The sequence below is a fragment of the Pectobacterium odoriferum genome (assembly GCF_009931295.1).
In the GTDB taxonomy this organism is placed as follows: Bacteria; Pseudomonadota; Gammaproteobacteria; order Enterobacterales; family Enterobacteriaceae; genus Pectobacterium; species Pectobacterium odoriferum.
Genome location: NZ_CP034938.1, coordinates 1,336,873 through 1,361,811 on the forward strand (window position 1 = coordinate 1,336,873; position 24,939 = coordinate 1,361,811).

A 24,939-nucleotide genomic window follows, 5' to 3' on the forward strand; every position below is an offset into this window, starting at 1 on the left:
GATGTGGTGAGATGTGGTGAGACGTGAAGAAGGACTGAGGGATAAATTGCGGACAAAGAAAAAGCCAGCTGCATAGCAACTGGCTTGGTCATCATATTACCATGTCGGCAGGATGAGGAATTACAGCTTGTCTGCGTTCTCAGACAGGTATTTCGCTACGCCGTCTGGTGACGCGCCCATACCGGATTTTCCTTTTTCCCACTGTGCCGGACACACTTCGCCGTGCTCTTCGTGGAATTGCAGGGCGTCAACGGTACGCAGCATTTCATCGATGTTACGACCCAGCGGCAGATCGTTCACCACCTGGTGACGAACCACACCGTTTTTGTCGATCAGGAAAGAACCACGCAGTGCAACACCAGCTTCTGGGTGCTCAATGCCGTAGGCCTTCTGGATTTCGCGCTTAATATCAGCAACCATCGCGTATTGCACTTCGCCGATGCCGCCTTTGTCCACAGGGGTTTTACGCCATGCGTTGTGAACAAACTCGGAGTCGAAGGAAACGCCAACCACTTCTACACCGCGTTTCTTGAACTCGGCATAGCGGTGATCGAAAGCAATCAGCTCTGACGGACAAACGAAGGTGAAGTCCATCGGCCAGAAGAAGATCACGGCAGCTTTACCGTTGATGTGCTTCTTCAGGTTGAAATTTTCGACGATTTCGCCACTGCCTAAAACGGCAGCTGCGGTGAAGTCTGGGGCTTGACGAGTTACCAGGACCATAATTACTCCTGTAGATAGCGGTTAATGATCGGATGATATAAAAAACAGCGATCAGTATAGGGATTCTGCCAGAATGAATACAGGAAAAGAGACCAATCAATGAGATAGTTTCTGTCTATTGAACTCATCGCTATTTCCTTTCAAGAGGCTAGATTAACCCTTTTGATGGAAAGGACAATACCCGTCATACTTCAAGCTGCTTGTGCGTTGGCTACTCTTACTCACCCCAGTCACTTACTTGAGTAAGCTCCTGGGGATTCGTGCGCTTGCCGCCTTCACGCAACTCGAATTATTTAGGGTATACGTCGCGTAGAAAAACGGAAAAATCGCGATCTTACAACTGCCGCGCTTTCGCTAATTGCATCATCCGTGGATAAAACTGCCAGAAGAGTGTTTCAAATTGGTGATAGTGCTGTTCGATATCCTGAAAAGAGCCGGACAGCGCGGCCAGTTTCGGGCGGCGTACTGACATTCTGTGCAGCACATCGGCGATAAACGGCAGCTCTGCGTAACGCGTCATCCAGCGTTCCGGCCACAGATAGTGGTTCAGGTTCTGAAAGCGTTCAGGTGTGTTTGCCAGATGCGGCTCGATTTGTGATTGCGCATCATCAATAAAGGCTTGCAAGGGCGTATCCGGCACCAGCTGTAGCCAGTGACGCGCAAGATAGTGATCCCACAGAACATCCAACGTAATTGGCGACACGCGGCGGAATTCATCGCTGAAGTACTGACGCGCCTGTTTGACTTCCGGCAGGCTGTCGGTCAGTGAATCAACACGACGATGCAGACGAATACCCGCGACGATCTCGTCAGCGTAGCTGTCCTGAGGGTTGCCGCGCACGAAATCCGCCATCAGATTACCTAATAGGGAGCTGTTGGCCAGCGTGGCCAGATGGAGATGGGCGAGAAAATTCATTGCGGTAGTATATACCCTTCATCTTTCGAGTGACAGGCTCGTTGGCTGCCCTCGGTTGCCGCCTTCCTGTATCTCGAAATCTATTGGGTATAATGCATTCCGCGACTCAGATGCTTATTTCTTGCAGCCATGCGCTTGCGGCTCTAGACTAGGCCGCCCATTTTTAATGTATTACAGCTAAGTGAATTGCCATGCGTGTTGCTGATTTTTCGTTTGAACTTCCTGAATCATTGATTGCCCATTATCCACAAGCGGAACGCAGTGGTTGCCGCCTGCTATCGCTGGACGGGCCGACGGGAAATCTGACGCACGGTGTGTTTACCGATTTGCTGAATAAACTGAATCCCGGCGATCTGCTTGTGTTCAACAACACACGTGTGATTCCCGCTCGTTTGTTTGGCCGTAAAGCCAGCGGCGGCAAGCTGGAAGTGCTGGTAGAGCGCGTGTTGGATGAACATCGGGTATTGGCGCACGTTCGGGCGTCAAAAGCGCCGAAGCCGGGCACAGAACTGTTGCTGGGCGATGACGAAAGCGTCAAGGCTACGATGGCCGCTCGACACGATGCGCTATTTGAGCTGCATTTCGATGATTCTCGCGATGTCCTGTCGATTCTGAATGATATCGGCCACATGCCGTTGCCGCCTTATATCGACAGGCCTGACGAAGACGCCGACCGCGAGCTTTATCAGACGGTGTATAGCCAGCGTCCGGGTGCCGTAGCGGCACCGACGGCGGGCTTGCATTTTGATGAGCCGATGCTGGCTGCGCTGCGTGAGAAGGGCATCGAGATGGCGTTCGTTACGCTGCACGTTGGTGCGGGGACTTTCCAGCCTGTACGCGTCGATACGATTGAAGATCACATCATGCACGCCGAATATGCCGAAGTGCCGCAGGACGTCGTTGATGCTGTGCTCGCGTGCAAGACGCGAGGAAACCGCGTAATCGCCGTTGGCACCACCTCAGTACGTTCACTGGAAAGTGCTGCGCAGGCCAGCCAAAAGGCGGCTATCGAACCGTTCTTTGGCGATACCAAAATTTTCATCTATCCGGGCTATCACTACCGCATTATTGATGCGCTGGTGACCAATTTCCATTTACCCGAATCGACGTTAATCATGCTGGTGTCGGCCTTTGCCGGTTACCAGAACACGATGTCTGCTTACCGTCAGGCGGTGGCAGAGCAATATCGTTTTTTCAGCTACGGTGATGCGATGTTTATTACGCACAACCCGATGGCCGAACAGGAAAAAGTGGGATAAACCCGCTTTCCACATAATAGGAACGTCACAGACCACGCTCTGTCAGGCGTTAATACATCATTACCATCAGACTGTTTTTCTGATGCCGGAGGCTAAGTGAAGTACGAATTACAAGCAACGGACGGCCGTGCGCGACGCGGCAGATTGATTTTTGAACGTGGCGTGGTGGAAACCCCGGCTTTTATGCCTGTGGGGACGTACGGCACGGTGAAAGGCATGACGCCAGAAGAAGTGAAAGAAACTGGCGCACAGATTTTGCTCGGCAATACATTCCATCTGTGGCTGCGTCCCGGTCAGGAAATCATGAAGCTGCATGGCGATCTGCACGACTTCATGCAGTGGCACGGCCCGATTCTGACGGACTCCGGCGGTTTTCAGGTGTTCAGCCTCGGCGATATTCGCAAGATTACCGAACAGGGCGTGCATTTTCGTAACCCGATCAACGGGGACTCGATTTTCCTAAGCCCGGAAAAATCGATGGAAATTCAGCACGATCTCGGCTCCGATATCGTCATGATCTTTGATGAGTGTACGCCGTATCCTGCCGATTGGGATTACGCCAAGCGCTCTATGGAGATGTCACTACGCTGGGCGAAACGCAGCCGTCAGCGTTTTGATGAGCTGGAGAATAAAAATGCGCTGTTCGGTATTATTCAGGGAAGTGTTTACGAAGATTTACGTGATGTATCCGTAAAAGGGCTGGTAGACATTGGCTTTGATGGGTACGCTGTGGGCGGTTTGGCTGTCGGTGAGCCAAAAGAAGATATGCACCGTATTCTGGAGCACGTTTGCCCGCAGATTCCAGAAGATAAACCGCGCTATTTGATGGGCGTTGGCAAACCGGAAGATTTGGTTGAAGGTGTCCGCCGCGGTGTCGATATGTTTGACTGCGTGATGCCAACGCGCAACGCACGCAACGGGCATCTCTTCGTGACGGATGGTGTAGTGAAAATCCGTAATGCGAAGCATAAAGATGACGTCAGCTCGCTGGATGAACACTGTGATTGCTACACGTGTCGCAATTATAGCCGCGCCTACTTGCATCATCTTGACCGTTGCAACGAAATACTCGGAGCACGACTCAATACCATTCATAACTTGCGTTATTATCAGCGTTTAATGGCAGGTTTACGTCAGGCCATTGAAGAGGGTAAATTAGAGCACTTTGTGGTGGATTTTTACCAACGCATAGGCAAACCGATTCCGCCGCTTGCTGAAAAAGACGTTGCCGCAAGTAGCTGATAGCCCGTTTGCTATGCATTGTATTTTGTTATGAATTGTATTTTGCTGTGAAGCGTTTTTACGATTATAAGGTTGATAACCTATCTTTTTGATAGCTTATCTTTTGACAAAGAAGAGGATATTTACATGAGTCTTTTCATTTCCGATGCTGTAGCTGCAACTGGCGCTCCGGCTCAGGGAAGCCCGTACTCGCTGGTTATTATGCTGGCTGTTTTTGGTCTGATTTTCTATTTTATGATCCTGCGTCCTCAGCAAAAACGCGCCAAGGAACACAAAAAGTTAATGGATTCTATCGGCAAGGGCGATGAAGTATTAACGACCGGTGGTCTGGTTGGTCGCGTAACCAAAGTGTCCGAAACTGGCTATATTGCGATTGCGTTGAACGAGACCAATGAAGTGGTTATCAAACGTGATTTCGTGGCTGCCGTGCTGCCGAAGGGCACGATTAAGGCCCTGTAATTTCCGATTTTTCCGAAGGGAACTGCCGTGTTAAATCGTTATCCTTTGTGGAAGTACCTGATGCTGGTCGTGGTGTTGTTCGTCGGCCTGCTCTACGCACTTCCTAACCTATATGGTGAGGATCCGGCGGTACAAGTTACTGGCGCGCGGGGAACCGCCGCCAGCGAAACGACGCTGATCCAAATCCAGAATGTTTTAAAAGAACAGAACATTACCAGTAAGTCGATTGCATTGGAAAATGGTGCAATTCTGGCTCGCTTCTCTAACCCTGATATTCAGCTCCGTGCGCGTGAAGCGCTCGTTAATGAGCTGGGTGAAAAGTTCGTCGTCGCACTTAACCTGGCACCTGCTACGCCAACCTGGCTGCGGTTGTTGGGCGCTGAACCGATGAAATTGGGGCTTGACCTGCGCGGCGGCGTTCACTTCCTGATGGAAGTGGATATGGATACGGCGCTGGGTAAACTGCAAGAACAAACCATGGACTCTTTGCGCAGCGATCTGCGTGAGAAGAACATTCCTTATGCCTCCGTGCGCAAGATTGATAATTACGGCGTCGAAATTCGTTTCCGTGATGCTCAAACGCGTGATGACGGCCTCAATTATCTGACGACTCGTCACCGCAATCTGGTTCTCAGCGGCAGCGGAAGCAACCTGCTACGCGCAGTGATGTCTGACGAACGTCTGCGTGAAGCACGTGAATACGCCGTACAGCAGAACATCAATATTCTGCGTAACCGTGTGAACCAACTCGGTGTTGCTGAACCACTGGTACAACGTCAGGGTGCTGACCGTATCGTCGTTGAGTTACCGGGTATTCAGGACACGGCCCGCGCGAAAGAAATTCTTGGTGCAACCGCTACGCTGGAATTCCGTCTGGTCAACAGTAATGCTGATGCGACCGCAGCGGCGAACGGCCGCGTGCCGGGCGATTCTGAAGTGAAGAACATGCGTGACGGCTCACCGGTGGTGTTGTTCAAACGCGTGATTCTGACGGGCGATCATATTACCGATTCGACATCGAGTACGGATGAATATAACCAGCCTCAGGTGAATATTTCTCTGGACAGCGCGGGTGGCAACACCATGTCCAACTTCACCAAAGACAGTATCGGCAAGCTGATGGCGACGCTCTTTGTGGAATACAAAGACAGCGGCAAGAAAGATGCGACTGGCCGTTCGATATTGGAAAAACACGAAGAAGTGATCAACGTAGCGACGATTCAGTCACGACTGGGTAACAGCTTCCGTATTACCGGCATTGATAACCCTAACGAAGCGCGTCAGCTTTCTCTGCTGCTGCGTGCGGGTGCGCTGATTGCGCCGATCCAGATTGTTGAAGAACGTACGATTGGGCCAACGCTGGGGATGCAAAACATCACTCAGGGGCTGGAAGCCTGTTTGTGGGGCTTGATCGCATCGATCCTCTTTATGGTCTTCTTCTACAAGAAGTTTGGTGTCATCGCGACCAGTGCATTGGTTGCTAACCTCGTGTTGATTGTCGGCGTGATGTCGCTGCTACCAGGGGCAACGCTGACCATGCCGGGTATCGCGGGTATCGTGCTTACGCTGGCGGTTGCAGTCGATGCTAACGTACTCATTAACGAACGTATCAAGGAAGAACTCAGTAATGGTCGCTCCGTGCAACAGGCCATTCATGAGGGCTACAAAGGTGCGTTCAGTTCGATTGTTGATGCGAACGTCACGACGTTGATTAAAGTTATCATCCTGTATGCGGTTGGTACCGGTTCTATCAAAGGGTTTGCTATCACGACTGCGATTGGGATTGCGACCTCAATGTTTACGGCGATCGTCGGTACTCGTGCCATCGTTAACCTGCTTTACGGCGGTAAGCGTATCAACAAGCTGTCTATCTAGGAGTGCGTTGTGGCACAGGAACAGGAATACAACATTGAACAACTCAATCATGGGCGTAAAGTCTATGATTTCATGCGCTGGGACACATTGGCATTTGCCATTTCCGGTCTGCTGATCATCGCTTCTATCGTGGTTATGGGTGTGCGTGGTTTCAACTGGGGGCTCGACTTTACCGGTGGTACGGTTATTGAGATTAGCCTTGAGAAACCGATCGATCTCGATGTCCTGCGTAGTTCATTAGAGACCTCTGGGTTTTCAGAGCCGCAGGTGCAGAATTTCGGTAGCAGCCGTGACGTGATGGTGCGTATGCCACCGGTTTCTGGCAGCGAGAACGAAGCGCTCGGCAACAAAGTGCTGAAGGTGGTGAATGATACTTTCCAGCAGCATGCAACGGTGAAACGTATTGAGTTTGTCGGGCCGAGCGTGGGGAGCGATTTGGCACAGGCGGGCGCATTGGCGCTGATGTCTGCGCTGATTGCTATCCTCATTTATATCGGTCTTCGTTTTGAATGGCGTCTGGCGATGAGTGCCGTACTGGCTTTGGCGCACGATACGATCATAACGATGGGGCTGCTGTCTCTGTTCTCTATTGAGATTGACCTCACGATCATTGCGTCACTGATGTCGGTAATTGGTTATTCACTTAACGATAAGATCGTGGTATCTGACCGTATTCGTGAGAACTTCCGCAAGGTTCGTCGTGGCACACCTTACGAGATTACCAACATTTCTCTGACGCAGACGTTGCATCGTACCATCATCACATCTGCGACCACGCTGGCGATGATTGTGATCCTCATGGTCTTCGGTGGCGCATTGTTGCATGGCTTCTCGTTGACGATGTTTATCGGTGTGATCATTGGTACGATCTCTTCTATCTATGTTTCTTCCGCTCTGGCGCTGAAACTGGGTATGAAGCGTGAACACCTGATCGTTCAGAAAGTGGAAAAGGAAGGGGCGGACCAACCGTCTATCCTGCCTTAATCTGCTGACTGTAAACATAAAAAACCCCGCATTGCGGGGTTTTTTGCATCTTAGCGCTGGGAAATATGTTTACTAGGGGGACTCGGTTGCGGCAACAGGCGGCGGACTCTGTATTTCCTGAACCTGATGCAAACGAACAAAGCCGAGTTCTTCCGGCGACAGGCCGCTCAGGCGCAATTCAATAATCGCTTCGGTTTTTGGTAATAGCGTGGGGGAGACGACAAACGACTGTGTTTGCGTGTCGCCCGTTAAAGGTTTCCCGCTCACAGGGTCGAGTCGTCCCCAGTCAAGCTGTGCGCCAAAGGCTGGTAGCCCCTTTGCATCAAGCGTGCGAATGTGCAGCAACGCGCTTGTTCCGTTAGCTTCAGTCTCGATATTGCGTAACGAGACGTTGAGTCTGCCAATACTGCTTTCCAGCACGGTGCTGGTTTGCGCGGCAGGCAGTAAATAAACGCCGGAAGTAGACTGAGAATTCAACGCATTTTGTCGCTCTAGTGCCGTGGCCTGATCGGTCAGCGTTTGTAATTGCTGATTGAGCTGACCTATCTGATTCTGCAATTTGGGCATCTGGCGCTGTTCAGCACACCCTGCGAGCAAAAGAAGCGCTGGCAGGAAGGTCAGTACGCGATATCGGGTTCTCATATCTGTGGTTCCCCTTTCGATGTTTTATTCATTGATCCGTTGATCCCTATTGCTGAGTTTAGCTGCGATTAAGCCTAAGTCATAGGTGAGACAGCTTTTTTCATCCTATTACCGGAAGAGATGCGAAACCCTTCGCAACGTGGATCAGGAGTTTTGGTTAGTCCGTTAATTCAGGGTAAACTGTCGCTACGTTAAGGATTACTGGTCAGGACACATCATGCATTGCCCGTTTTGTTCCGCTGTTGATACCAAAGTCATTGATTCCCGTCTGGTCGGCGAAGGTTCGCAAGTACGTCGTCGTCGGCAGTGTCTGGTTTGTCATGAACGCTTCACCACGTTTGAAGTGGCTGAACTGGTGATGCCGCGAGTCATCAAAAGCAATGAAGTGCGCGAGCCTTTTAATGAAGATAAATTGCGTAGCGGTATGCTGAAAGCGCTGGAAAAAAGGCCAGTCAGTTCTGATGACGTCGAAATGGCGATTAATCACATTAAATCTCATCTTCGAGCGACCGGAGAACGCGAGGTTACCACCAAGATGGTCGGGAATCTGGTGATGGAAGCGTTGAGAAAGCTGGATAAAGTGGCTTATATCCGCTTTGCATCGGTGTATCGCAGTTTTGAAGATATTCGCGAATTTGGCGAAGAGATTGCGCGTTTGCAGGATTAAGTCGCGTCAACGCGACAGAGATAAGAGGTTCGGGAATGAGCGCTTTTCAGGAAAACGGCCACTTGCCGCAGGATGAATTATACATGGCGCGCGCGTTAGAGCTGGCGCGCCGTGGCTGCTTCACGACAGCACCCAACCCCAATGTTGGCTGCGTGATCGTGCGTGATGGCGAAATTGTGGGTGAAGGCTATCATTTTCGTGCTGGTGAACCCCACGCAGAGGTGCATGCGCTGAGAATGGCGGGGGAACGTGCACGTGGTGCGACGGCCTATGTTACGTTGGAACCCTGTAGCCATCATGGCCGAACGCCGCCTTGCGCTGATGCATTGATTACTGCTGGTGTTTCCCGCGTGGTTGCTGCGATGCAGGATCCGAATCCACAGGTGGCGGGTCGTGGCTTGCATCGCCTACAGCAAGCAGGGATTGCCGTTAGCCATGGCTTGATGATGGCTGAAGCAGAAAAGGTGAATGTAGGTTTCCTGAAACGTATGCGGACAGGCTTTCCTTACGTGCAGCTCAAAATGGCGGCATCTTTGGATGGGCGTACTGCGATGGCGTCGGGAGAGAGTCAGTGGATCACCTCACCACAGGCGCGGCAGGATGTGCAGCGTTTTCGTGCGGAGAGCGCAGCGATTCTGAGCAGTAGTGCGACGGTGTTAGCTGACGATCCTTCTCTCACCGTCCGCTGGTCAGAGCTGGGTGCCGATGTCCAGAAACGCTATTCAGAAGCGGATATCAGGCAGCCCGTGCGGGTGATTGTAGACAGTCAGCAACGCGTCACGCCGCAGCATCGGATTGTTAACCAACTGGGGGAAACCTGGCTCGCTCGCGTGCAGGCAGATGAACAAGCGTGGCCGCAGGGCGTTGAACAAGTGATGCTACCGCAGCACAATGGCGGCGTTGATCTGGTGGCGCTGATGATGGTGCTGGGGAGACGGCAGATTAACTCCGTTTGGGTCGAAGCCGGAGCAAGTCTGGCCGGAGCGCTGCTTAATGCTGGCGTTGTTGATGAACTTATCGTTTATCTTGCCCCCAAACTGTTGGGTGAAAATGCCCGTTCACTGTGCCTCTTGCCTGGGCTGGATCAACTGTCTCAGGCACCGGAATTTGATATCGCAGACGTTCGCCAGATTGGCCCAGATTTGCGATTGTGCCTGAAACCTAAATTCTGATGTGTATGTAAATACCTGGTGCAGGTCCGACAAAACCGGATACGTGCCAACAAAAATTATGATAGAATCCGCCCCCCTAGCGGGCCATAAAGACCAGATACAAGGAAAGCTATGAACGTTATCGAAGGTGTTGTTGCTACTCCTGATGCCCGTGTGGCGATTGCGATTGCGCGTTTTAACCATTTTATTAACGACAGCCTGCTGGACGGTGCAATTGATGCATTGAAACGCATCGGTCAGGTTAAAGAAGAAAACATCACCGTTGTCTGGGTGCCGGGTGCTTACGAACTGCCATTAACGGTTCGTGCACTGACCAAAAGCACGAAAAATGGCGGATATGATGCCGTCATTGCTCTGGGAACGGTCATCCGTGGCGGAACAGCGCATTTTGAATTTGTTGCTGGCGAGTGTAGCTCAGGCCTGTCCTCTGTTGCGATGGACAGTGAAATCCCTGTCGCTTTCGGCGTTCTAACGACGGAAAGCATTGAGCAGGCGATTGAGCGTGCTGGTACGAAAGCGGGGAACAAAGGTGCTGAAGCTGCCTTGACCGCGCTAGAAATGATTAATGTATTGAAAGCGATTAAGTAAGCCTGATTAAGTAAGGGGAATTCCGTGAAACCTGCTGCTCGTCGCCGCGCTCGTGAATGTGCGGTTCAAGCGCTTTACTCCTGGCAGTTATCTAAAAATGATATTGCCGATGTTGAACACCAATTCCTGAGCGAGCAGGATGTCAAAGATGTCGACATTACCTATTTCCGTGAATTGCTGGCGGGTGTTGCCACTCAGGCTGAGAAGCTTGATCAACTGATGGCACCTTTCCTGTCTCGTCAAATTGAGGAATTGGGTCAGGTTGAAAAAGCGATTTTGCGTTTGGCGATGTTTGAGCTGAGCAAGCGCGAAGACGTTCCTTACAAGGTGGCGATTAACGAGGCCATCGAACTGGCTAAAATCTTCGGTGCTGAAGATAGCCATAAGTTTGTGAATGGCGTGCTGGACAAAGCTGCTCCGAGTGTACGGAAAGGCAAGAAGTAAAATGAATCGAATCAGGGCCGGATATCCGGCCCTGATCGCTTTTGAATGATAGGCTGGCTGGAAAGGTTATGGTTGAAGGCGAGTTTGACCTTATTGCCCGCTATTTTAATCGGGTCCGAAGTTCACGTCGCGATGTCGAGTTAGGCATCGGTGATGACTGTGCGTTACTGACGGTAGCAGATAAGCAGATGCTGGCGGTGAGTACCGACACGCTGGTATCTGGCGTTCATTTCTTACCTGAGATCGATCCCGCCGATCTGGGTTACAAATCTCTGGCGGTCAATTTAAGCGATCTAGCTGCGATGGGCGCCGATCCTGCCTGGCTTTCTCTGGCCATTACCCTACCTAAAAGCAATAGCCAGTGGCTATCCGCGTACAGCGACAGCTTGTTTGAGCTGCTTGATTATTATGGCATGCAGTTGGTGGGGGGCGATACGACGCGCGGCCCACTGACCCTGACGCTGACTATCCACGGTCTGGTACCAGCAGGTCGGGCATTGACGCGTCGGGGGGCCAGAATTGGTGACTGGATTTATGTTACCGGTTCATTAGGCGACAGTGCGGCGGGTCTGGCTATCCTCCAGAATACACTGCACGTTGATGATGAAGAGACGCGTCAGAGATTGATCCAACGTCACCTCCGTCCTCAGCCGAGAATTCTACAAGGGCAGGCGTTGCGCGATCTGGCCAGTTCGGCTATCGATCTTTCCGACGGCCTCATCTCCGATCTACAGCATATACTTAAAGCCAGCGAGTGCGGCGCGCGTATTAATCTGGATGCGATCCCACAATCTGATTGGCTGCGGGGCTGCGTCGATGAAGAGCAGGCGCTGCGTTGGTCGCTATCTGGCGGCGAAGATTATGAGCTGTGCTTTACCGTGCCGGAAATTAACCGAGGTGCGCTGGAACTGGCCTTGGGGCATCTCGGCGCGGACTACACCTGTATCGGGCAAATCGGGCCTTCATCTGAAGGGTTACGCTTTTTCAAGGATAATAAAGCGACCGAGCTGAACTGGAAGGGGTATGACCATTTTAGCGAGCAAAACTGATTCCGCGAATAAGACGAAAGGCGCTGAAGTGGCAAAACGCCGCTTACAGCTGAGTAACCCGTGGCACCTGCTGGCAACAGGGTTTGGCAGCGGTCTGTCGCCCTGGATGCCGGGTACGGTAGGGTCATTGGCGGCGATTCCACTGTGGTACCTCATGTCGTTCCTGCCGCTTGAATTGTATTCGCTGTTGGTCATGCTGAGCATTTGTATCGGTGTTTACCTGTGCCATCAGACAGCGAAAGATATGGGCGTTCACGATCACGGCAGTATCGTCTGGGACGAGTTTGTCGGCATGTGGATTACCCTGATGGCGATTCCGGTGGATAAGTGGCAATGGGTGGCGGCAGGATTTGTCGTCTTCCGCTGTCTGGATATTTGGAAACCCTGGCCGATTCGTTGGTTCGATCGCAACGTGCATGGCGGCATGGGCATTATGATCGACGATATTGTCGCGGGGGTGATCTCGGCGGGGATTATCTATTTTATCGGCTATCACTGGCCGATATTCTGACGTCACTCTGTTATTGAACGACTGACATTATTGAACCGGGGCCATGTGCCCCGGTTATCGTGAGTTGCTTATTCCATCCACTGCGTGATTCTGCGCTCGATACCCGCGGCATCCAGACCCAGATCGACACGGATTTCTTCCTGAGAACCTTGTGGGATGAAGACGTCCGGTAGCCCAATGTTCAGCACCGAGACGGCAAGGCGTTTCGCCATCAGGAATTCATTCACACCGCTCCCCGCACCGCCCATAACCGCATTCTCTTCCAGCGTCACAAACGTACCGTGAGACTGTGCCAACTCTTCGAGTAACGCTTCATCCAGCGGTTTCACAAAGCGCATGTCGACGAGGGTGGCGTTTAACTTTTCTGCCGCAGCCTGAGCTTCCGGCAATAGTGTACCGAAGTTCAGAATCGCGATCGTTTCGCCCTGACGACGCACCACGCCTTTGCCGATTGGCAGCTCCGATAGTGGCGTCAGCTCCGTACCCGTACCATTTCCCCGCGGATAGCGCACCGCCGTCGGGCCTTTCTGGTAGTGATAACCCGTGTGCAGCATCTGACGACACTCATTTTCATCGCTGGGCGTCATGATGATCATGTTCGGGATACAGCGTAAGAAAGAGAGATCGAACGCACCCTGATGCGTTTGTCCATCGGCACCAACAATACCGCCGCGATCGATAGCAAACAGAACCGGTAGATTCTGGATCGCCACATCGTGGATGACCTGATCGTAAGCGCGTTGCAGGAAAGTCGAGTAAATGGCGACAACCGGATGATAGCCACCGACAGCCAGACCGGCAGCAAACGTTACGGCATGCTGTTCGGCAATCGCTACGTCAAAATATTGCTGCGGATAGTCGCGGGAAAATTGCACCATGCCCGAGCCTTCGCGCATTGCAGGCGTGATTGCCATGAGTTTGCTATCTTTGGCGGCCGTTTCCTGTAGCCATTGACCGAAGATTTTGGAATAAGTAGGTTGTGCGCCTTCTTTGCTTTTCGGTAGCGTGCCGCTGGCCGGATCGAATTTCGGTACCGCGTGCCAACTGATAGGATCCTGCTCGGCAGGGGCGTAACCTTTGCCTTTCTTCGTCATGATGTGTAGAAGCTGCGGGCCTTTCAGATTACGCATGTTCTTTAGCGTATGCGCCAGCGCCTGAACGTCATGACCGTCAACCGGGCCGATATAGTTAAAACCCAGTTCCTCAAATAGCGTGCCCGGCACGACCATGCCTTTAAGGTGTTCTTCGGTGCGTTTCACCAGCTCTTTGATGGGCGGCAGGCCGGATAAGACTTTTTTACCGCCTTCGCGCAGGCTGGCGTAGAGCTTGCCGGATAGCAGCTGCGCCAGATGGTTGTTCAGTGCGCCGACGTTTTCCGAAATCGACATTTCATTGTCGTTCAGCACCACCAACAGATCGGATTTGATGTCGCCTGCGTGGTTCATCGCCTCAAAGGCCATGCCTGCGGTAATCGCGCCGTCGCCGATCACACAAACGGTACGACGGCTTTTGCCTTCACGCTCGGCCGCAACGGCCATGCCCAGTCCGGCACTGATTGAGGTGGATGAATGGCCGACGCTTAATACGTCATATTCGCTTTCATCACGCCATGGAAAAGGGTGCAAGCCGCCTTTTTGACGGATCGTTGAAATACGATCGCGGCGACCCGTCAGGATCTTGTGCGGATAAGCCTGATGGCCAACATCCCATACCAGATGATCGAAAGGGGTGTTATAGACGTAATGCAGTGCAACCGTTAATTCAACCGTCCCTAACCCTGAAGCAAAATGGCCGCTTGAACGGCTGACGCTGTCCAGCAGATATTGGCGCAGCTCATCGCACAGCTTTGGCAGGCTCTCTTTCGGCAACAACCGAAGTTCATCCGGTGTTTCCACTAACGCCAATGTAGGGTACTTCGCGGTATCAAAACTCATTAGAGACTCATTAGGTAATTACTTATCGCGTTCAACGATGAAATTCGCCAGCGCTTGTAGTGGAGCAATATTCAGCGGAATCGGGCTGGATGCGACGAGATCGTCAAGCGATGCCAGTGATTCCTGATAGAGCTCCTGTGCTTTTTTTCGTGCATTATCTAACCCCAGTAAGCTGGGATAGGTGCTTTTACCTAACTGCTGGTCTGCACCCTGACGTTTGCCTGTTGTCGCGCTGTCGCCAACAACATCGAGAATATCGTCTTGAACCTGAAAAGCGAGCCCAATTGCGCTAGCGTAGCGATCCAGATGGGGCAAAGCGGCGCGGCCTGTTTCGCCGGCTGCCAGTGCGCCTAGTCGGACAGCGGCACGAATCAATGCACCGGTTTTGTGGCGGTGAATCCGCTCTAACGCGGCCAGATCGACCTTATGGCCCTCCGCTTCCAGATCAAAAGCCTGACCACCGCACATGCCTGCTACGCCACTGGCGTGAGCCAATTCTGAAATCATCGCCAGTCGATCGTGGTCAGAAACCTGCGGCATTGGCGCGTCGGCCAGAATGGAGAATGCCAGCGTTTGCAGTGCATCCCCCGCCAGAATGGCATTAGCTTCACCAAACTTGATGTGGCAGGTTGGCTGTCCACGGCGTAAATCGTCGTCGTCCATTGCAGGCAGATCGTCATGAATCAATGAATAAGCATGGATACATTCGACTGCCGCAGCAGGGGCATCCAGACTCTCTAACGACATGCCAAACAGTTCACCCGTAGTATAAACCAGAAACGGACGCAGGCGTTTGCCTCCTAAGAGTGAGCCATACTCCATCGCATTGACCAGTGGACTACTCTGAAAGGGGAGGCTGGCGATGAAATGCCCCAACATCCGGTTAGTGCGTTGGTAATGTGCATTCAGTTGCGTGCTGAAATCGGTCATAGCGAGTCGTTATCCGGCGTAAACGGTGACAGCGGCGCTTCGGGATCGTCGCTCAGCAGGATTTGTACGCGCTGTTCCGCCTGTTGCAGTTTTTGCTGACCCTGGCGAGCGAGCTGGATGCCATGCTCAAACTCATTTAGCGCATCGTCCAGCGGCAGTTCGCCTGATTCGAGGCGGGTAACGATTTTTTCCAGTTCGTTCAGCGAGCTTTCAAAGCTGACTGGCTGCTCGGTCTTCTTAGGCATAGTGGTTTCAGAATCCTGGTGTTATACGCCGTTGGCTTGTGGCGGCAGAGCGTGGTGTTGCGTGTGGTCATCCGTGGATGCGCAACAATTATACGGTTAAAGCGCACAGTATATCTTCATATAATGATATACTCCGCGCCCTGGATGCTATTGGTAAAATCATCTCTGTTCTGGCTGATTTTACCGATAACGTGATTTTAGTGCTCAGGGTAAATTTATTTACGCCTTTCTGACCAAGTAACGACAGCCACCATGAAGTTTATCATTAAATTGTTCCCGGAAATCACCATCAAGAGCCAATCTGTGCGGTTGCGCTTTATCAAGATTCTAACCGGAAACATTCGCAACGTATTAAAACACTATGATGAAACGCTGGCGGTTGTCCGTCACTGGGATCATATCGAAGTTCGGGCCAAAGACGAAAGCCAGCGTGAGGCGATTCGTGATGCGCTGACGAGAATTCCCGGCATTCACCATATTCTGGAAGTTGAAGATCACGCCTACACCGACGTGCACAATATCTTTGAACAAGCGCTGGCGCTGTACCGTGAGCGGTTGGAAGGCAAGACGTTTTGCGTGCGAGTGAAACGTCGCGGTAAGCATGAATTCAGCTCACAGGACGTAGAACGCTACGTCGGCGGCGGTTTGAACCAGCACATTGAAACGGCACGAGTCAATCTCACTGCACCGCAGGTCACCGTGCATCTGGAAATCGAGCAGGACCGTCTGTTGCTGATTAAAGGGCGCTATGAAGGTATCGGCGGCTTCCCGATCGGTACGCAGGAAGATGTGCTGTCACTGATTTCCGGTGGTTTCGACTCTGGTGTCTCCAGCTATATGTTGATGCGTCGCGGATGCCGTGTGCATTACTGCTTCTTCAACCTTGGTGGTGCAGCCCATGAGATTGGGGTGAAACAGGTAGCACACTATCTGTGGAACCGCTTTGGTAGCTCGCATCGGGTGCGTTTTATTGCTATCGATTTCGATCCTGTCGTGGGTGAAATTCTCGAGAAGGTCGACGACGGCCAGATGGGCGTCGTGCTGAAGCGCATGATGGTGCGAGCGGCCTCCAAAGTTGCTGAGCGTTACGGTGTTCAGGCGTTGGTGACTGGTGAAGCGTTAGGGCAGGTGTCCAGCCAGACGCTGACCAACCTGCGTTTGATCGATAACGCCTCTGATACCCTGATTCTGCGCCCGCTGATTTCTCACGATAAAGAACACATTATCAAACAGGCTCGTGAACTGGGGACGGAAGATTTCGCCAAAACGATGCCGGAATACTGTGGTGTGATCTCCAAAAGCCCGACGGTGAAGGCGGTAAAAGCGAAGATCGAGGCCGAAGAAGGCCACTTTGATTTTGCTATCCTGGATCGCGTGGTGAGTGAAGCCCGGAATATTGATATCCGTGAGATCGCCGAGCAGACCAAACAAGACGTGGTTGAAGTCGAAACGGTCGCGTCGTTTGCGCCAACCGACGTGCTGCTGGATATCCGTGCGCCGGATGAACAGGACGATAAGCCGCTTGAGCTGGATCAGATCGAAATCAAATCCTTACCGTTCTACAAGCTGGGTACGCAGTTTGGCGATTTGGATCAGAGCAAAACCTATCTGCTTTACTGCGAGCGTGGCGTGATGAGCCGCTTGCAGGCGCTGTACCTGCGTGAGCAAGGTTTCAGCAATGTGAAGGTATACCGTCCGTAATAGAAATAAGGCGCGCAAGCGCCTTTTTCGTCAGTCTTAATCGCGATAATTATGAATTCCCGGCGGCAGGATGAGCTGTGCGGCGACTTCTGCGGCTTTTTCTTTTCCCAGCAGTAAATCAATGATCTTCAGTGCGAAATCCATGCTGGTACCCGGCCCTTGCGTGGTTAACAGATTCACACGTGGATCGTAGACGACGCGCTTTTCCATCCATTTTTCTGGTGCAATCTTATCCTTAAACGCAGGATAGCCCGTCATGTTTCCGACGGGAAACAGCTGATGATATTCCAGCACCAGCGCAGGCGTTGCACACATCGCAGCGACAATTTTCCCGTCCAGATGCGCTTGCCGAATGCATTCCACCAGTATTGGGCTATCGCGGAAGCACTCCGCACCTTGCAGGCCGCCCGGTAACACCAGCACATCGAAAGGCCGATCGGCAACGGTAGCCAGTGGGGCATCCGCCAGCAGCCTTACCCCGCGTGAGCAGACGATTTCCAGATTGCCATCGCTGGCTACGCTGGCAAGCGTGACCTGAATACCCGCTCGGACAAGCAAATCGATGGTCGTGACGGCTTCAGTTTCTTCACTACCAGGTGCCAGACACACCAGTGCCGATGCGGTCATAATCATTTTCCTTGTGCTTAATGTAGTCAAACAGACGGGCATTTTCGGGGAGTATCAGACCGTGGAGACGCGCACGGTGCAGTAAATACCCGGTAATGTAGTCAATTTCGGTATGTCGCTGAGCGAGGATGTCCTGCAACATCGATGAGGTGTTTGCTGCGGTGTTCTGAATAATCTGATTCACGTAGAGCAGCAGGCTATCTCGCGATGTATGGAAGCCTTCACGTTCCATGACGCTGGTCACTTCCTGACAAAGCGATGCAATCAGTTCTGGGTACGCAGAAAGCTCGCCATTGGTACAGTGATATTTCACCGTGAGCGGGTTGATGACGCAGTTAGCTGCCAACTTCAGCCAGCAGGTGGCACTAATGTTGGTGTGCCAGGCCACATCCGGCAAGGCCTGATGCAGTACTTCAGCTAAATGGCTTTGGCTACTGTCGCCATTAAACGTGCCGATATGCGTTGTGCCTGCCGCAACGTGTACGACGTTATTTACGTCGCGTCGGGCGGCGTGGGTGGTGATACCGAGTACCAGTGGCTGCTGCAGCGACGGCAATTCTTCTCGTGTACCCATCCCGTTGTGTAAAAGCAGAATCGTGCAATGCGGATTGAGCTGCGGCAACAGCACGGTAACGGCATCGGAAACCTGCCAGGCTTTTAGCGTCACCAGCAGAAGTTCGCTTTGGGCAAGATGATCGGGATCGTTCGCCGTCAGGTTGAGATTACAGTGCTGACCGTCCAACTGGGTGACATTGACTGGACAATACGGTTGCGGAATACGCAGCCATCCCTGGACATCATGCCCTTGCTGATGTAACGCGGCGAGCCAAAGTTGGCCCAGCGTGCCACAGCCAAGAACGGTGATTTTCATGTGCGTCTCCCTTATTTGATGCGGGCGCTGTCGTTCTGCCATCATAGGCTATCATTCATGTCACGATCTTGTGTTATTCGGCCTGTTTACCTGATGCCGCGTAAAAAATCGGGATTGTATCTGGCATCTTGCTTATCGCAGAAGAGCGGTTATTATGCTCGCCAGCCAAATTTGTCAGGAGAGCGAATTATGCCATCTTTCGATATTGTTTCGGAAATTGATATGCAGGAAGTCCGTAACGCGGTGGAAAATGCGACGCGCGATCTGAGCACCCGTTGGGATTTTCGTAATGTTCCGGCCAGCTTTGAACTGAATGAGAAATCACAGAGTATCAAAGTGGCTAGCGAGTCTGATTTTCAGGTGCAACAGCTGATTGATATCATGCGCGAAAAGTTGCTGAAACGCGGGATTGAAGGCGGTGCGTTAGAAGTCCCAGAAGAGTTCGAGCATAGCGGTAAAACGTACAGCGTGGAAGCGAAGCTGAAGCAGGGCATTGAGACTACGCAGGCGAAGAAAATCGTCAAGCTGATCAAAGACAGCAAACTGAAAGTGCAGGCGCAGATTCAGGGTGAACAGGTTCGCGTCACCGGTAAATCACGCGATGATTTGCAGGGTGTGATGGCGTTGATTCGCGGCGGGAATCTGGGGCAACCGTTCCAGTTTACCAACTTCCGCGATTGATACTTTTAGTCAGCCGCCGATGAACAGAAAGGCCAGCGTAAGCTGGCCTTTCTATTTAGTTCTGTCCTACCAACTGTTCTAACTGCTGCCGATTGGTTTTCTTATTATCGATCTTCACATAGGCACTCTGTTCATCCGGCACGACCACAACTTCTGCAACGCCGGGTTGAGTACGTATTTTCTGTTCTAATTCACTATCGCGCAGCGCTAAATCAGGCAGGGTAATTCTCAGGCTGCTGAGATAAGGCGGTTCTTGCATGGTGAAGCTGACGAGTAGCCAGACGGCTGAAATGGCTGCACCAGCCATAAACACGGCAGAAGCACCATAAAGCTCAAACAGCCCGCCGCCGAGGCTCCCGCCAATTGCCACACCGATAAACTGCGTGGTGGAGTAAACGCCCATCGCGGTGCCTTTATATCCCGCAGGTGATTCCTTGCTAATCAGCGATGGTAGTAGTGCTTCCATAACGTTGAAGGCCAGAAAGAATAGCTGTATGCCGATGATAATTTGCCAAAGATGGTTACCCGCCGCCCATAAGACAACCTCTGCGGCGATCAGCACCACGATACAGCCGATGAAGACCTGCCTCATTCGTCTTTTCACTTCAGCATAAATGATAAAAGGCACGACGCCGGCAAAAGAGATCAGCATCGTGGTCAGATAGACTTTCCAATGCTCCTGCGGTGCCAGCCCCGCAGATTCCATTACGCGCGGCAGGGCGACGAAGCTCGACATCAATAAAATATGTAGACACATAATGCCGATGTTCAGTTTCAGCAGGCGGCTATTGCTGAGTACTTTGCGGAAACTGCCGCGCACCATCGCCGATTCTCGATTCAGAACGTGCTCAGGTGCGGAAGGAATCAGCGTCAGAGTAATGACAATACCTGCGAGTGACAGAAGGGCAATGCCCCAGAAGAGCGCCTGTAAACCGAAGGCATGGGTAACGATAGGCCCAACGACCATCGCGATAGCAAAGGTGACGCCGAAGCTAACACCGATAAACGCCATGGCTTTCGTTCGGTTCTGCTCACGCGTCAGGTCAGAAAGCAGCGCCATAACGGCAGCGGAGATTGCCCCCGCGCCTTGTAGTGCCCGGCCAAGGATAATACCCCAGATAGAATCGCTCAGTGCGGCGATGATGCTACCGAGAGCAAAAATCAACAGCCCCCCGACGATCAGGGGTTTTCTGCCGATGCGGTCGGAGGCCAGACCGAAGGGAATCTGGAAAATAGCCTGCATCAGGCCATAGATACCAATCGCAATACCAATCAGCGCTTCACTGGCACCCTGTAAGGCCATGCCGTAAGTCGTCAGGACAGGCAACACCATGAACATGCCAAGCATGCGTAGTGAAAAAACGGCTCCCAAGCCCCATGTGGCGCGTAATTCGCCAGGGGTCATTTTATTATCGTTCATGTGTACCTCGGAAAACAATTGGCGCTATTTTAGTGCGTTATTGACCAAACAGTAAACGATAGGTTTGTTACGTGATTTGGCGAGCGAGAGGCGGGGGAAGGCAGGAGAAGAAACAGGTGGACGAGCCACCTGTTTTGCTTAATGAATATCTTTCTTAATGCATTTAACGCAGGTAGGTCAGCAGGATTTCATGCGCTGGTGCCATTGAATCCACAGACATCATGACGCTCAGTGACGTAATCGCGACAATGGAGAAAACAAACAGTTTTCTTGCCCACACGCGGTCATCAATCGCATTTTTATAGCCTGACAGCGCCATACCCAACCACCAGACGCTAACTGCTGCGGCAACGATCAGATATTTGTAGCCAGCATAGCCGCCGAGAGACAGCATCAGAGTCGCTACTGCAAACGCCACGATGTACAGCGTGATGTGGTGTTTCGCAACGGAGATGCCTTTCACAACAGGCAGTACCGGAATGTTGGCGGCCTGATAATCCTTGAAACGGAAAATCGCAATCGCGTAGGAATGCGGCATCTGCCACAGGCTAAAGATCAGCAGCAGAATCAACGCGCCAGCATCGAACTGGTTGCTGACGGCACAGTAACCGATAACCGGTGGTGCCGCGCCGGACAGGCTGCCAATCAGCGTGCCATAAACAGAATGCCGCTTCATGTACAGGCTATACACACCGACATACACGACGAAGCCCATTACCGCCAGCCACATGGCCAGCGGGTTAGCCGCGATGTAGAGCAGAGCAAAGCCCGCAATACCTAACAGCGATGCGTAAACCAGCGTTACCTTCAGCGAAATCAGTCCCTTTACCAGAACCCGATTTTTGGTTCTCTCCATTTTCTTGTCGATGTCGCGGTCAATGACGTTGTTAAACACGCAGCCAGATGCAACGACTAACGACACACCCACGAGGGTGGCGAAAAACAGGGGATAATCAATGCGGCCTTGGGCCGCAAGGAGAAATCCACCGATAACGGAAATCAGATTTCCGAAAATAATTCCTGGTTTAGTAACTTGCAGGTATTGCTTAATCATCTTTTACGGCTCTGTTACTGGATCATCATATTGTGGTGTGCGCTCATCATAATCCAGATGGAGCCCACGACGACAATAGCGATAATCAGGACGGCAAACACAAGAGCCACCACGTTCCAGCGCTCTTCTGAGGACGTATTCAGGTGCAGGAAGTACACCAGATGTACCAGAATCTGAACCACGGCACATCCCACCACCGTGAAAAGGATGGCGCTATGCGAGGCAGTGCCGCTCATAACCATACTGAAAGGAATCACTGTCAAAATTACAGACAGAACAAAACCTATCACGTATGACTTAACGCTGCCGTGGCTGGCACCTGAATGATCGGTTGTTGAATGACTCATTACATCGCCCCCAGCAGATAAACAACGGTGAAGACACAGATCCATACCACGTCGAGGAAGTGCCAGAACAGGCTCAGGCACATCAGACGTGTTTTGTTGGTTGCAGTCAGGCCACGTTTAGAGACCTGAATCATCATGATGACCAACCAAATCAGACCGCCTGTTACGTGAATCCCGTGGGTACCGACCAGTGCAAAGAAGGCAGACAGGAACGCGCTGCGATCTGGGCCATAGCCTTCAGCGATCAGGTGATGGAATTCATAGATTTCCATCCCGATAAACACCAGACCGAACAGGAAGGTCACGCCCAGCCAGGCATTAACCTGGGATTTGTTGCCCTTGTTCATGGCGATCATCGCCATGCCGTAGGTAATACTACTGAACAACAGCGCGAACGTTTCCACCAGCACGAAAGGCAGTTGGAAAAGCTCTTTCCCGGTCGGGCCGCCCGCAGTACCGTTAACCAGTACTGCATAGGTTGCGAAGAGTGACCCGAAAATAATCAGGTCGCTCATCAGGTAGACCCAGAAGCCGAATACCTTGGTCGCGCCTGTGTCGTGGTGCCCATGCTCGGCATGGGCAGTATTGTGGTTAGTCAGAGTTTCAGTTGACATGTTTCACGCCTGCCTTACTGAGTTGATCAAAATTCTGATTCTCAATTTGCTCAATTTCTTTAACCGGCACGTAATAATCCACGTCTTGATTAAAGCTATGCACAATCCAGGTCACAATCATGCCAGCGAAGCCGATGATGGCAAGCCACCAGATATGCCAGATCATGGCAAAACCGAATACCAGGCTGAATGCGGAGATAATCACACCGGCGCCGGTGTTCTTCGGCATGTGAATCTCTTCATAGCTGGCAGGGCGCTTGTAAGCTTCACCTTTCTCTTTCGCTTCCCAGAATGCGTCACGATCGTTGATGTGTGGCACGATAGCAAAGTTATAGAACGGTGCAGGAGAAGAGGTTGCCCACTCCAGCGTACGCCCACCCCACGGATCGCCCGTCAGATCGCGGTTCTGGTGACGGTCACGGATACTGACGTAGAACTGCATAACCTGACACAGTACACCGATACCAATCAACACTGCACCGATGGAGGCCACAACCAGCAAGGCGTGGAACTCAGGGTTGATTTGCTGGCTCAGACGGCGCGTCATCCCCATGAAGCCGAGGACGTACAGCGGCATGAAGGCAACGAAGAAGCCGATAATCCAGAACCAGAACGCGCGCTTACCCCAGGTTTCGTTCAGGGTGAAGCCAAAGGCTTTCGGGAACCAGTAAGTAATACCTGCGAAGCAACCGAACACCACGCCGCCGATGATCACGTTATGGAAGTGAGCAATCAGGAACAGGCTGTTGTGCAGGACAAAGTTCGCGCCCGGTACAGCCAGCAGAACCCCGGTCATCCCACCGATGGTGAAGGTGATGATGAAGCCCGTGGTCCACAGCATCGCGGAGTTGGATTCGATACGGCCTTGATACATGGTGAACAGCCAGTTGAAGATTTTAACCCCAGTCGGGATTGAAATAATCATGGTGGCTATACCAAAGAAGGCGTTGACGTTCGCGCCGGACCCCATGGTAAAGAAGTGGTGCAACCAAACGATGAAGGACAGAACCGTAATCGCAATCGTTGCCCACACCAGTGAGGTGTAGCCAAACAGCCGTTTTTTACAGAAGGTCGCAACCACTTCGGAGTAAATACCGAAGACTGGCAGTACCAGAATGTAAACCTCAGGATGACCCCATGCCCAAATCAGGTTGATGTACATCATCATGTTGCCACCCATATCATTGGTAAAGAAATGGGTGCCGAGGTAACGGTCAAGCGTCAGCAGCGCAATGGTAACGGTCAAGATTGGGAATGCGGCAATGATCAGCACGTTGGTACACAGTGCCGTCCAGGTAAATACTGGCATTTTCATCAGCGTCATGCCAGGCGCGCGCATCTTCAGAATGGTGGCGAAGAAGTTAACACCCGTCAGCGTGGTACCTACACCGGATATCTGTAGACTCCATATCCAGTAATCGACCCCGACGCCGGGACTGTACTCCTTCCCTGAAAGCGGTGGATACGCCACCCAACCCGTCTGTGCGAACTCACCAACCCCGAGAGAAAGGTTGATCAAGATAACGCCTGCGACAAACAGCCAGAAGCTGAGGGAGTTCAGGAAGGGGAAAGCAACGTCACGCGCACCGATCTGCAAAGGAACCGCAAGGTTCATCAGGCCAACAACAAACGGCGTCGCTACGAAGAAGATCATGATGACACCGTGCGCGGTGAAAATCTGATCGTAGTGGTGAGCGTTTAGAAAGCCTTCTTGCCCGGCAGAAGCCAGCACCTGCTGGCCACGCATCATAATGGCATCGGCAAAACCACGTATCATCATCACCAAACCGACGATGATGTACATGATACCGATTTTCTTGTGGTCGACAGAGGTGAACCATTCGGCCCACAGCCATTTCCACTTACCGAAATAGGTTATTGCCGCCAGCAGCGCAAGGCCGCCAACGATGATCGCCGCCACGGTGACCATAATAATGGGTTCGTGATACGGAACCGCATCGAGTGTAAGTTTTCCGAACATCGT

26 protein-coding genes are annotated in these 24,939 nt (G+C 52.1%); 13 read left to right on the forward strand and 13 right to left on the reverse strand.

Features of this window, described 5'->3' with window-relative positions; translation table 11 throughout:
* Positions 1-120 precede the first annotated feature (120 nt).
* Together EO763_RS05870 and EO763_RS05875 are read right to left on the reverse strand one after the other, a co-directional pair.
* Positions 121-723 carry a peroxiredoxin C gene (locus EO763_RS05870; protein WP_010299049.1) on the reverse strand — a complete coding sequence of 201 codons (603 nt, stop codon included), beginning with the start codon at positions 721-723 and terminating at the stop codon, positions 121-123.
* A 334-nt stretch (positions 724-1,057) separates the two neighbouring features.
* On the reverse strand, positions 1,058-1,639 hold the full coding sequence (locus EO763_RS05875) for an acyl carrier protein phosphodiesterase (RefSeq protein ID WP_161528385.1): 582 nt from the start codon (positions 1,637-1,639) through the stop codon (positions 1,058-1,060).
* 191 nt (positions 1,640-1,830) lie between these two features.
* On the opposite strand from EO763_RS05875, the gene queA reads away from it, so the two are divergent.
* The 5 genes from queA to secF all read left to right on the forward strand — a co-directional run bounded on the left by queA (position 1,831) and on the right by secF (position 7,458).
* Positions 1,831-2,898 (forward strand): tRNA preQ1(34) S-adenosylmethionine ribosyltransferase-isomerase QueA, encoded by a 1,068-nt coding sequence (queA, locus tag EO763_RS05880; RefSeq protein ID WP_039490465.1) that lies wholly within the window; start codon positions 1,831-1,833, stop codon positions 2,896-2,898.
* 96 nt (positions 2,899-2,994) lie between these two features.
* The gene (gene tgt, locus EO763_RS05885; RefSeq protein WP_161528386.1) at positions 2,995-4,140 is read left to right on the forward strand and encodes a tRNA guanosine(34) transglycosylase Tgt; all 1,146 of its coding nucleotides are present in this window, start codon (positions 2,995-2,997) and stop codon (positions 4,138-4,140) included.
* A gap of 126 nt (positions 4,141-4,266) precedes the next feature.
* A complete protein-coding gene (yajC, locus tag EO763_RS05890) occupies positions 4,267-4,599 on the forward strand; it encodes a preprotein translocase subunit YajC (RefSeq protein WP_010282033.1) in 333 nt (110 codons plus the stop codon).
* Between the two features lie 27 nt (positions 4,600-4,626).
* The gene (gene secD, locus EO763_RS05895; protein ID WP_161528387.1) at positions 4,627-6,474 is read left to right on the forward strand and encodes a protein translocase subunit SecD; all 1,848 of its coding nucleotides are present in this window, start codon (positions 4,627-4,629) and stop codon (positions 6,472-6,474) included.
* Positions 6,475-6,546: 72 nt separating this feature from the next.
* Positions 6,547-7,458: a protein translocase subunit SecF gene (gene secF, locus EO763_RS05900; protein ID WP_048329214.1), complete on the forward strand. Its 912-nt coding sequence runs from the start codon at positions 6,547-6,549 to the stop codon at positions 7,456-7,458.
* 72 nt (positions 7,459-7,530) lie between these two features.
* Here secF and EO763_RS05905 read toward each other — a convergent pair whose 3' ends face one another.
* Positions 7,531-8,100 carry a SadB/YajI family lipoprotein gene (locus tag EO763_RS05905; RefSeq protein ID WP_161528388.1) on the reverse strand — a complete coding sequence of 190 codons (570 nt, stop codon included), beginning with the start codon at positions 8,098-8,100 and terminating at the stop codon, positions 7,531-7,533.
* Positions 8,101-8,317: 217 nt separating this feature from the next.
* Here EO763_RS05905 and nrdR point away from each other — a divergent pair, with 217 nt between their 5' ends.
* The 6 genes from nrdR to pgpA all read left to right on the forward strand — a co-directional run bounded on the left by nrdR (position 8,318) and on the right by pgpA (position 12,531).
* Complete coding sequence (gene nrdR, locus EO763_RS05910) at positions 8,318-8,767, forward strand: transcriptional regulator NrdR (protein ID WP_005975999.1); 450 nt, start codon at positions 8,318-8,320, stop codon at positions 8,765-8,767.
* 35 nt (positions 8,768-8,802) lie between these two features.
* Positions 8,803-9,939, forward strand: coding sequence for a bifunctional diaminohydroxyphosphoribosylaminopyrimidine deaminase/5-amino-6-(5-phosphoribosylamino)uracil reductase RibD (gene ribD / locus EO763_RS05915; RefSeq protein WP_161528389.1), 1,137 nt, complete (start codon positions 8,803-8,805; stop codon positions 9,937-9,939).
* Between the two features lie 111 nt (positions 9,940-10,050).
* A complete protein-coding gene (gene ribH / locus EO763_RS05920) occupies positions 10,051-10,527 on the forward strand; it encodes a 6,7-dimethyl-8-ribityllumazine synthase (RefSeq protein ID WP_044206528.1) in 477 nt (158 codons plus the stop codon).
* Positions 10,528-10,551: 24 nt separating this feature from the next.
* Entirely contained in the window at positions 10,552-10,971 is a 420-nt protein-coding gene (nusB, locus tag EO763_RS05925; RefSeq protein WP_010282066.1) for a transcription antitermination factor NusB, read from the forward strand.
* Positions 10,972-11,039: 68 nt separating this feature from the next.
* A complete protein-coding gene (thiL, locus tag EO763_RS05930; protein ID WP_161528390.1) occupies positions 11,040-12,020 on the forward strand; it encodes a thiamine-phosphate kinase in 981 nt (326 codons plus the stop codon).
* Positions 11,995-12,531 (forward strand): phosphatidylglycerophosphatase A, encoded by a 537-nt coding sequence (gene pgpA, locus EO763_RS05935; protein WP_161528391.1) that lies wholly within the window; start codon positions 11,995-11,997, stop codon positions 12,529-12,531. Before thiL ends, pgpA begins: the two co-directional genes overlap by 26 nt.
* Positions 12,532-12,599: 68 nt before the next feature.
* Here the strand turns inward: pgpA and dxs are convergent, their stop codons facing one another.
* Genes dxs through xseB form a run of 3 tightly spaced genes read right to left on the reverse strand, consistent with a single transcriptional unit; the run spans position 12,600 to position 15,640 of the window.
* The gene (dxs, locus tag EO763_RS05940; protein ID WP_161528392.1) at positions 12,600-14,465 is read right to left on the reverse strand and encodes a 1-deoxy-D-xylulose-5-phosphate synthase; all 1,866 of its coding nucleotides are present in this window, start codon (positions 14,463-14,465) and stop codon (positions 12,600-12,602) included.
* Between the two features lie 18 nt (positions 14,466-14,483).
* On the reverse strand, positions 14,484-15,395 hold the full coding sequence (gene ispA, locus EO763_RS05945; RefSeq protein WP_161528393.1) for a (2E,6E)-farnesyl diphosphate synthase: 912 nt from the start codon (positions 15,393-15,395) through the stop codon (positions 14,484-14,486).
* Positions 15,392-15,640, reverse strand: coding sequence for an exodeoxyribonuclease VII small subunit (gene xseB / locus EO763_RS05950; protein ID WP_010282080.1), 249 nt, complete (start codon positions 15,638-15,640; stop codon positions 15,392-15,394). The genes ispA and xseB overlap by 4 nt, the downstream gene beginning before the upstream one ends.
* A 252-nt stretch (positions 15,641-15,892) precedes the next feature.
* Here xseB and thiI point away from each other — a divergent pair, with 252 nt between their 5' ends.
* Complete coding sequence (thiI, locus tag EO763_RS05955) at positions 15,893-17,341, forward strand: tRNA uracil 4-sulfurtransferase ThiI (protein WP_039514067.1); 1,449 nt, start codon at positions 15,893-15,895, stop codon at positions 17,339-17,341.
* A 36-nt stretch (positions 17,342-17,377) separates the two neighbouring features.
* Here the strand turns inward: thiI and yajL are convergent, their stop codons facing one another.
* Together yajL and panE are read right to left on the reverse strand one after the other, a co-directional pair.
* Positions 17,378-17,968: a protein deglycase YajL gene (yajL, locus tag EO763_RS05960; protein ID WP_161528394.1), complete on the reverse strand. Its 591-nt coding sequence runs from the start codon at positions 17,966-17,968 to the stop codon at positions 17,378-17,380.
* Positions 17,931-18,839 (reverse strand): 2-dehydropantoate 2-reductase, encoded by a 909-nt coding sequence (gene panE / locus EO763_RS05965; RefSeq protein WP_161528395.1) that lies wholly within the window; start codon positions 18,837-18,839, stop codon positions 17,931-17,933. Before panE ends, yajL begins: the two co-directional genes overlap by 38 nt.
* Positions 18,840-19,028: 189 nt before the next feature.
* On the opposite strand from panE, the gene EO763_RS05970 reads away from it, so the two are divergent.
* Entirely contained in the window at positions 19,029-19,520 is a 492-nt protein-coding gene (locus EO763_RS05970) for a YajQ family cyclic di-GMP-binding protein (RefSeq protein WP_010299103.1), read from the forward strand.
* Between the two features lie 55 nt (positions 19,521-19,575).
* On the opposite strand, the gene EO763_RS05975 is transcribed toward EO763_RS05970, so the two are convergent.
* The 5 genes from EO763_RS05975 to cyoB all read right to left on the reverse strand — a co-directional run bounded on the left by EO763_RS05975 (position 19,576) and on the right by cyoB (position 24,936).
* Positions 19,576-20,940: an MFS transporter gene (locus EO763_RS05975; RefSeq protein ID WP_161528396.1), complete on the reverse strand. Its 1,365-nt coding sequence runs from the start codon at positions 20,938-20,940 to the stop codon at positions 19,576-19,578.
* A gap of 163 nt (positions 20,941-21,103) precedes the next feature.
* The gene (cyoE, locus tag EO763_RS05980) at positions 21,104-21,994 is read right to left on the reverse strand and encodes a heme o synthase (protein ID WP_161528397.1); all 891 of its coding nucleotides are present in this window, start codon (positions 21,992-21,994) and stop codon (positions 21,104-21,106) included.
* 14 nt (positions 21,995-22,008) lie between these two features.
* The gene (locus EO763_RS05985) at positions 22,009-22,341 is read right to left on the reverse strand and encodes a cytochrome o ubiquinol oxidase subunit IV (protein ID WP_010282099.1); all 333 of its coding nucleotides are present in this window, start codon (positions 22,339-22,341) and stop codon (positions 22,009-22,011) included.
* Positions 22,341-22,955: a cytochrome o ubiquinol oxidase subunit III gene (locus EO763_RS05990; protein WP_161528398.1), complete on the reverse strand. Its 615-nt coding sequence runs from the start codon at positions 22,953-22,955 to the stop codon at positions 22,341-22,343. Before EO763_RS05990 ends, EO763_RS05985 begins: the two co-directional genes overlap by 1 nt.
* Positions 22,945-24,936 carry a cytochrome o ubiquinol oxidase subunit I gene (gene cyoB / locus EO763_RS05995; protein ID WP_161528399.1) on the reverse strand — a complete coding sequence of 664 codons (1,992 nt, stop codon included), beginning with the start codon at positions 24,934-24,936 and terminating at the stop codon, positions 22,945-22,947. Before cyoB ends, EO763_RS05990 begins: the two co-directional genes overlap by 11 nt.
* Between the last annotated feature and the right edge of the window lie 3 nt (positions 24,937-24,939).

Coding starts and splice junctions, on each gene's coding strand:
- EO763_RS05870 (WP_010299049.1), bottom strand. CDS start 723: ATGGTCCTGGTAACTCGTCAAGCCCCAGACTTCACCGCAGCTGCCGTT.
- EO763_RS05905 (WP_161528388.1), bottom strand. CDS start 8,100: ATGAGAACCCGATATCGCGTACTGACCTTCCTGCCAGCGCTTCTTTTG.
- dxs (WP_161528392.1), bottom strand. CDS start 14,465: ATGAGTTTTGATACCGCGAAGTACCCTACATTGGCGTTAGTGGAAACA.
- EO763_RS05990 (WP_161528398.1), bottom strand. CDS start 22,955: ATGTCAACTGAAACTCTGACTAACCACAATACTGCCCATGCCGAGCAT.
- pgpA (WP_161528391.1), top strand. CDS start 11,995: ATGACCATTTTAGCGAGCAAAACTGATTCCGCGAATAAGACGAAAGGC.
- ribH (WP_044206528.1), top strand. CDS start 10,051: ATGAACGTTATCGAAGGTGTTGTTGCTACTCCTGATGCCCGTGTGGCG.
- thiI (WP_039514067.1), top strand. CDS start 15,893: ATGAAGTTTATCATTAAATTGTTCCCGGAAATCACCATCAAGAGCCAA.
- EO763_RS05985 (WP_010282099.1), bottom strand. CDS start 22,341: ATGAGTCATTCAACAACCGATCATTCAGGTGCCAGCCACGGCAGCGTT.
- cyoB (WP_161528399.1), bottom strand. CDS start 24,936: ATGTTCGGAAAACTTACACTCGATGCGGTTCCGTATCACGAACCCATT.
- ribD (WP_161528389.1), top strand. CDS start 8,803: ATGAGCGCTTTTCAGGAAAACGGCCACTTGCCGCAGGATGAATTATAC.
- queA (WP_039490465.1), top strand. CDS start 1,831: ATGCGTGTTGCTGATTTTTCGTTTGAACTTCCTGAATCATTGATTGCC.
- cyoE (WP_161528397.1), bottom strand. CDS start 21,994: ATGATTAAGCAATACCTGCAAGTTACTAAACCAGGAATTATTTTCGGA.
- secF (WP_048329214.1), top strand. CDS start 6,547: ATGCGCTGGGACACATTGGCATTTGCCATTTCCGGTCTGCTGATCATC.
- nrdR (WP_005975999.1), top strand. CDS start 8,318: ATGCATTGCCCGTTTTGTTCCGCTGTTGATACCAAAGTCATTGATTCC.
- ispA (WP_161528393.1), bottom strand. CDS start 15,395: ATGACCGATTTCAGCACGCAACTGAATGCACATTACCAACGCACTAAC.
- EO763_RS05875 (WP_161528385.1), bottom strand. CDS start 1,639: ATGAATTTTCTCGCCCATCTCCATCTGGCCACGCTGGCCAACAGCTCC.
- yajC (WP_010282033.1), top strand. CDS start 4,267: ATGAGTCTTTTCATTTCCGATGCTGTAGCTGCAACTGGCGCTCCGGCT.
- yajL (WP_161528394.1), bottom strand. CDS start 17,968: ATGACCGCATCGGCACTGGTGTGTCTGGCACCTGGTAGTGAAGAAACT.
- EO763_RS05970 (WP_010299103.1), top strand. CDS start 19,029: ATGCCATCTTTCGATATTGTTTCGGAAATTGATATGCAGGAAGTCCGT.
- EO763_RS05975 (WP_161528396.1), bottom strand. CDS start 20,940: ATGAACGATAATAAAATGACCCCTGGCGAATTACGCGCCACATGGGGC.
- thiL (WP_161528390.1), top strand. CDS start 11,040: ATGGTTGAAGGCGAGTTTGACCTTATTGCCCGCTATTTTAATCGGGTC.
- xseB (WP_010282080.1), bottom strand. CDS start 15,640: ATGCCTAAGAAGACCGAGCAGCCAGTCAGCTTTGAAAGCTCGCTGAAC.
- panE (WP_161528395.1), bottom strand. CDS start 18,839: ATGAAAATCACCGTTCTTGGCTGTGGCACGCTGGGCCAACTTTGGCTC.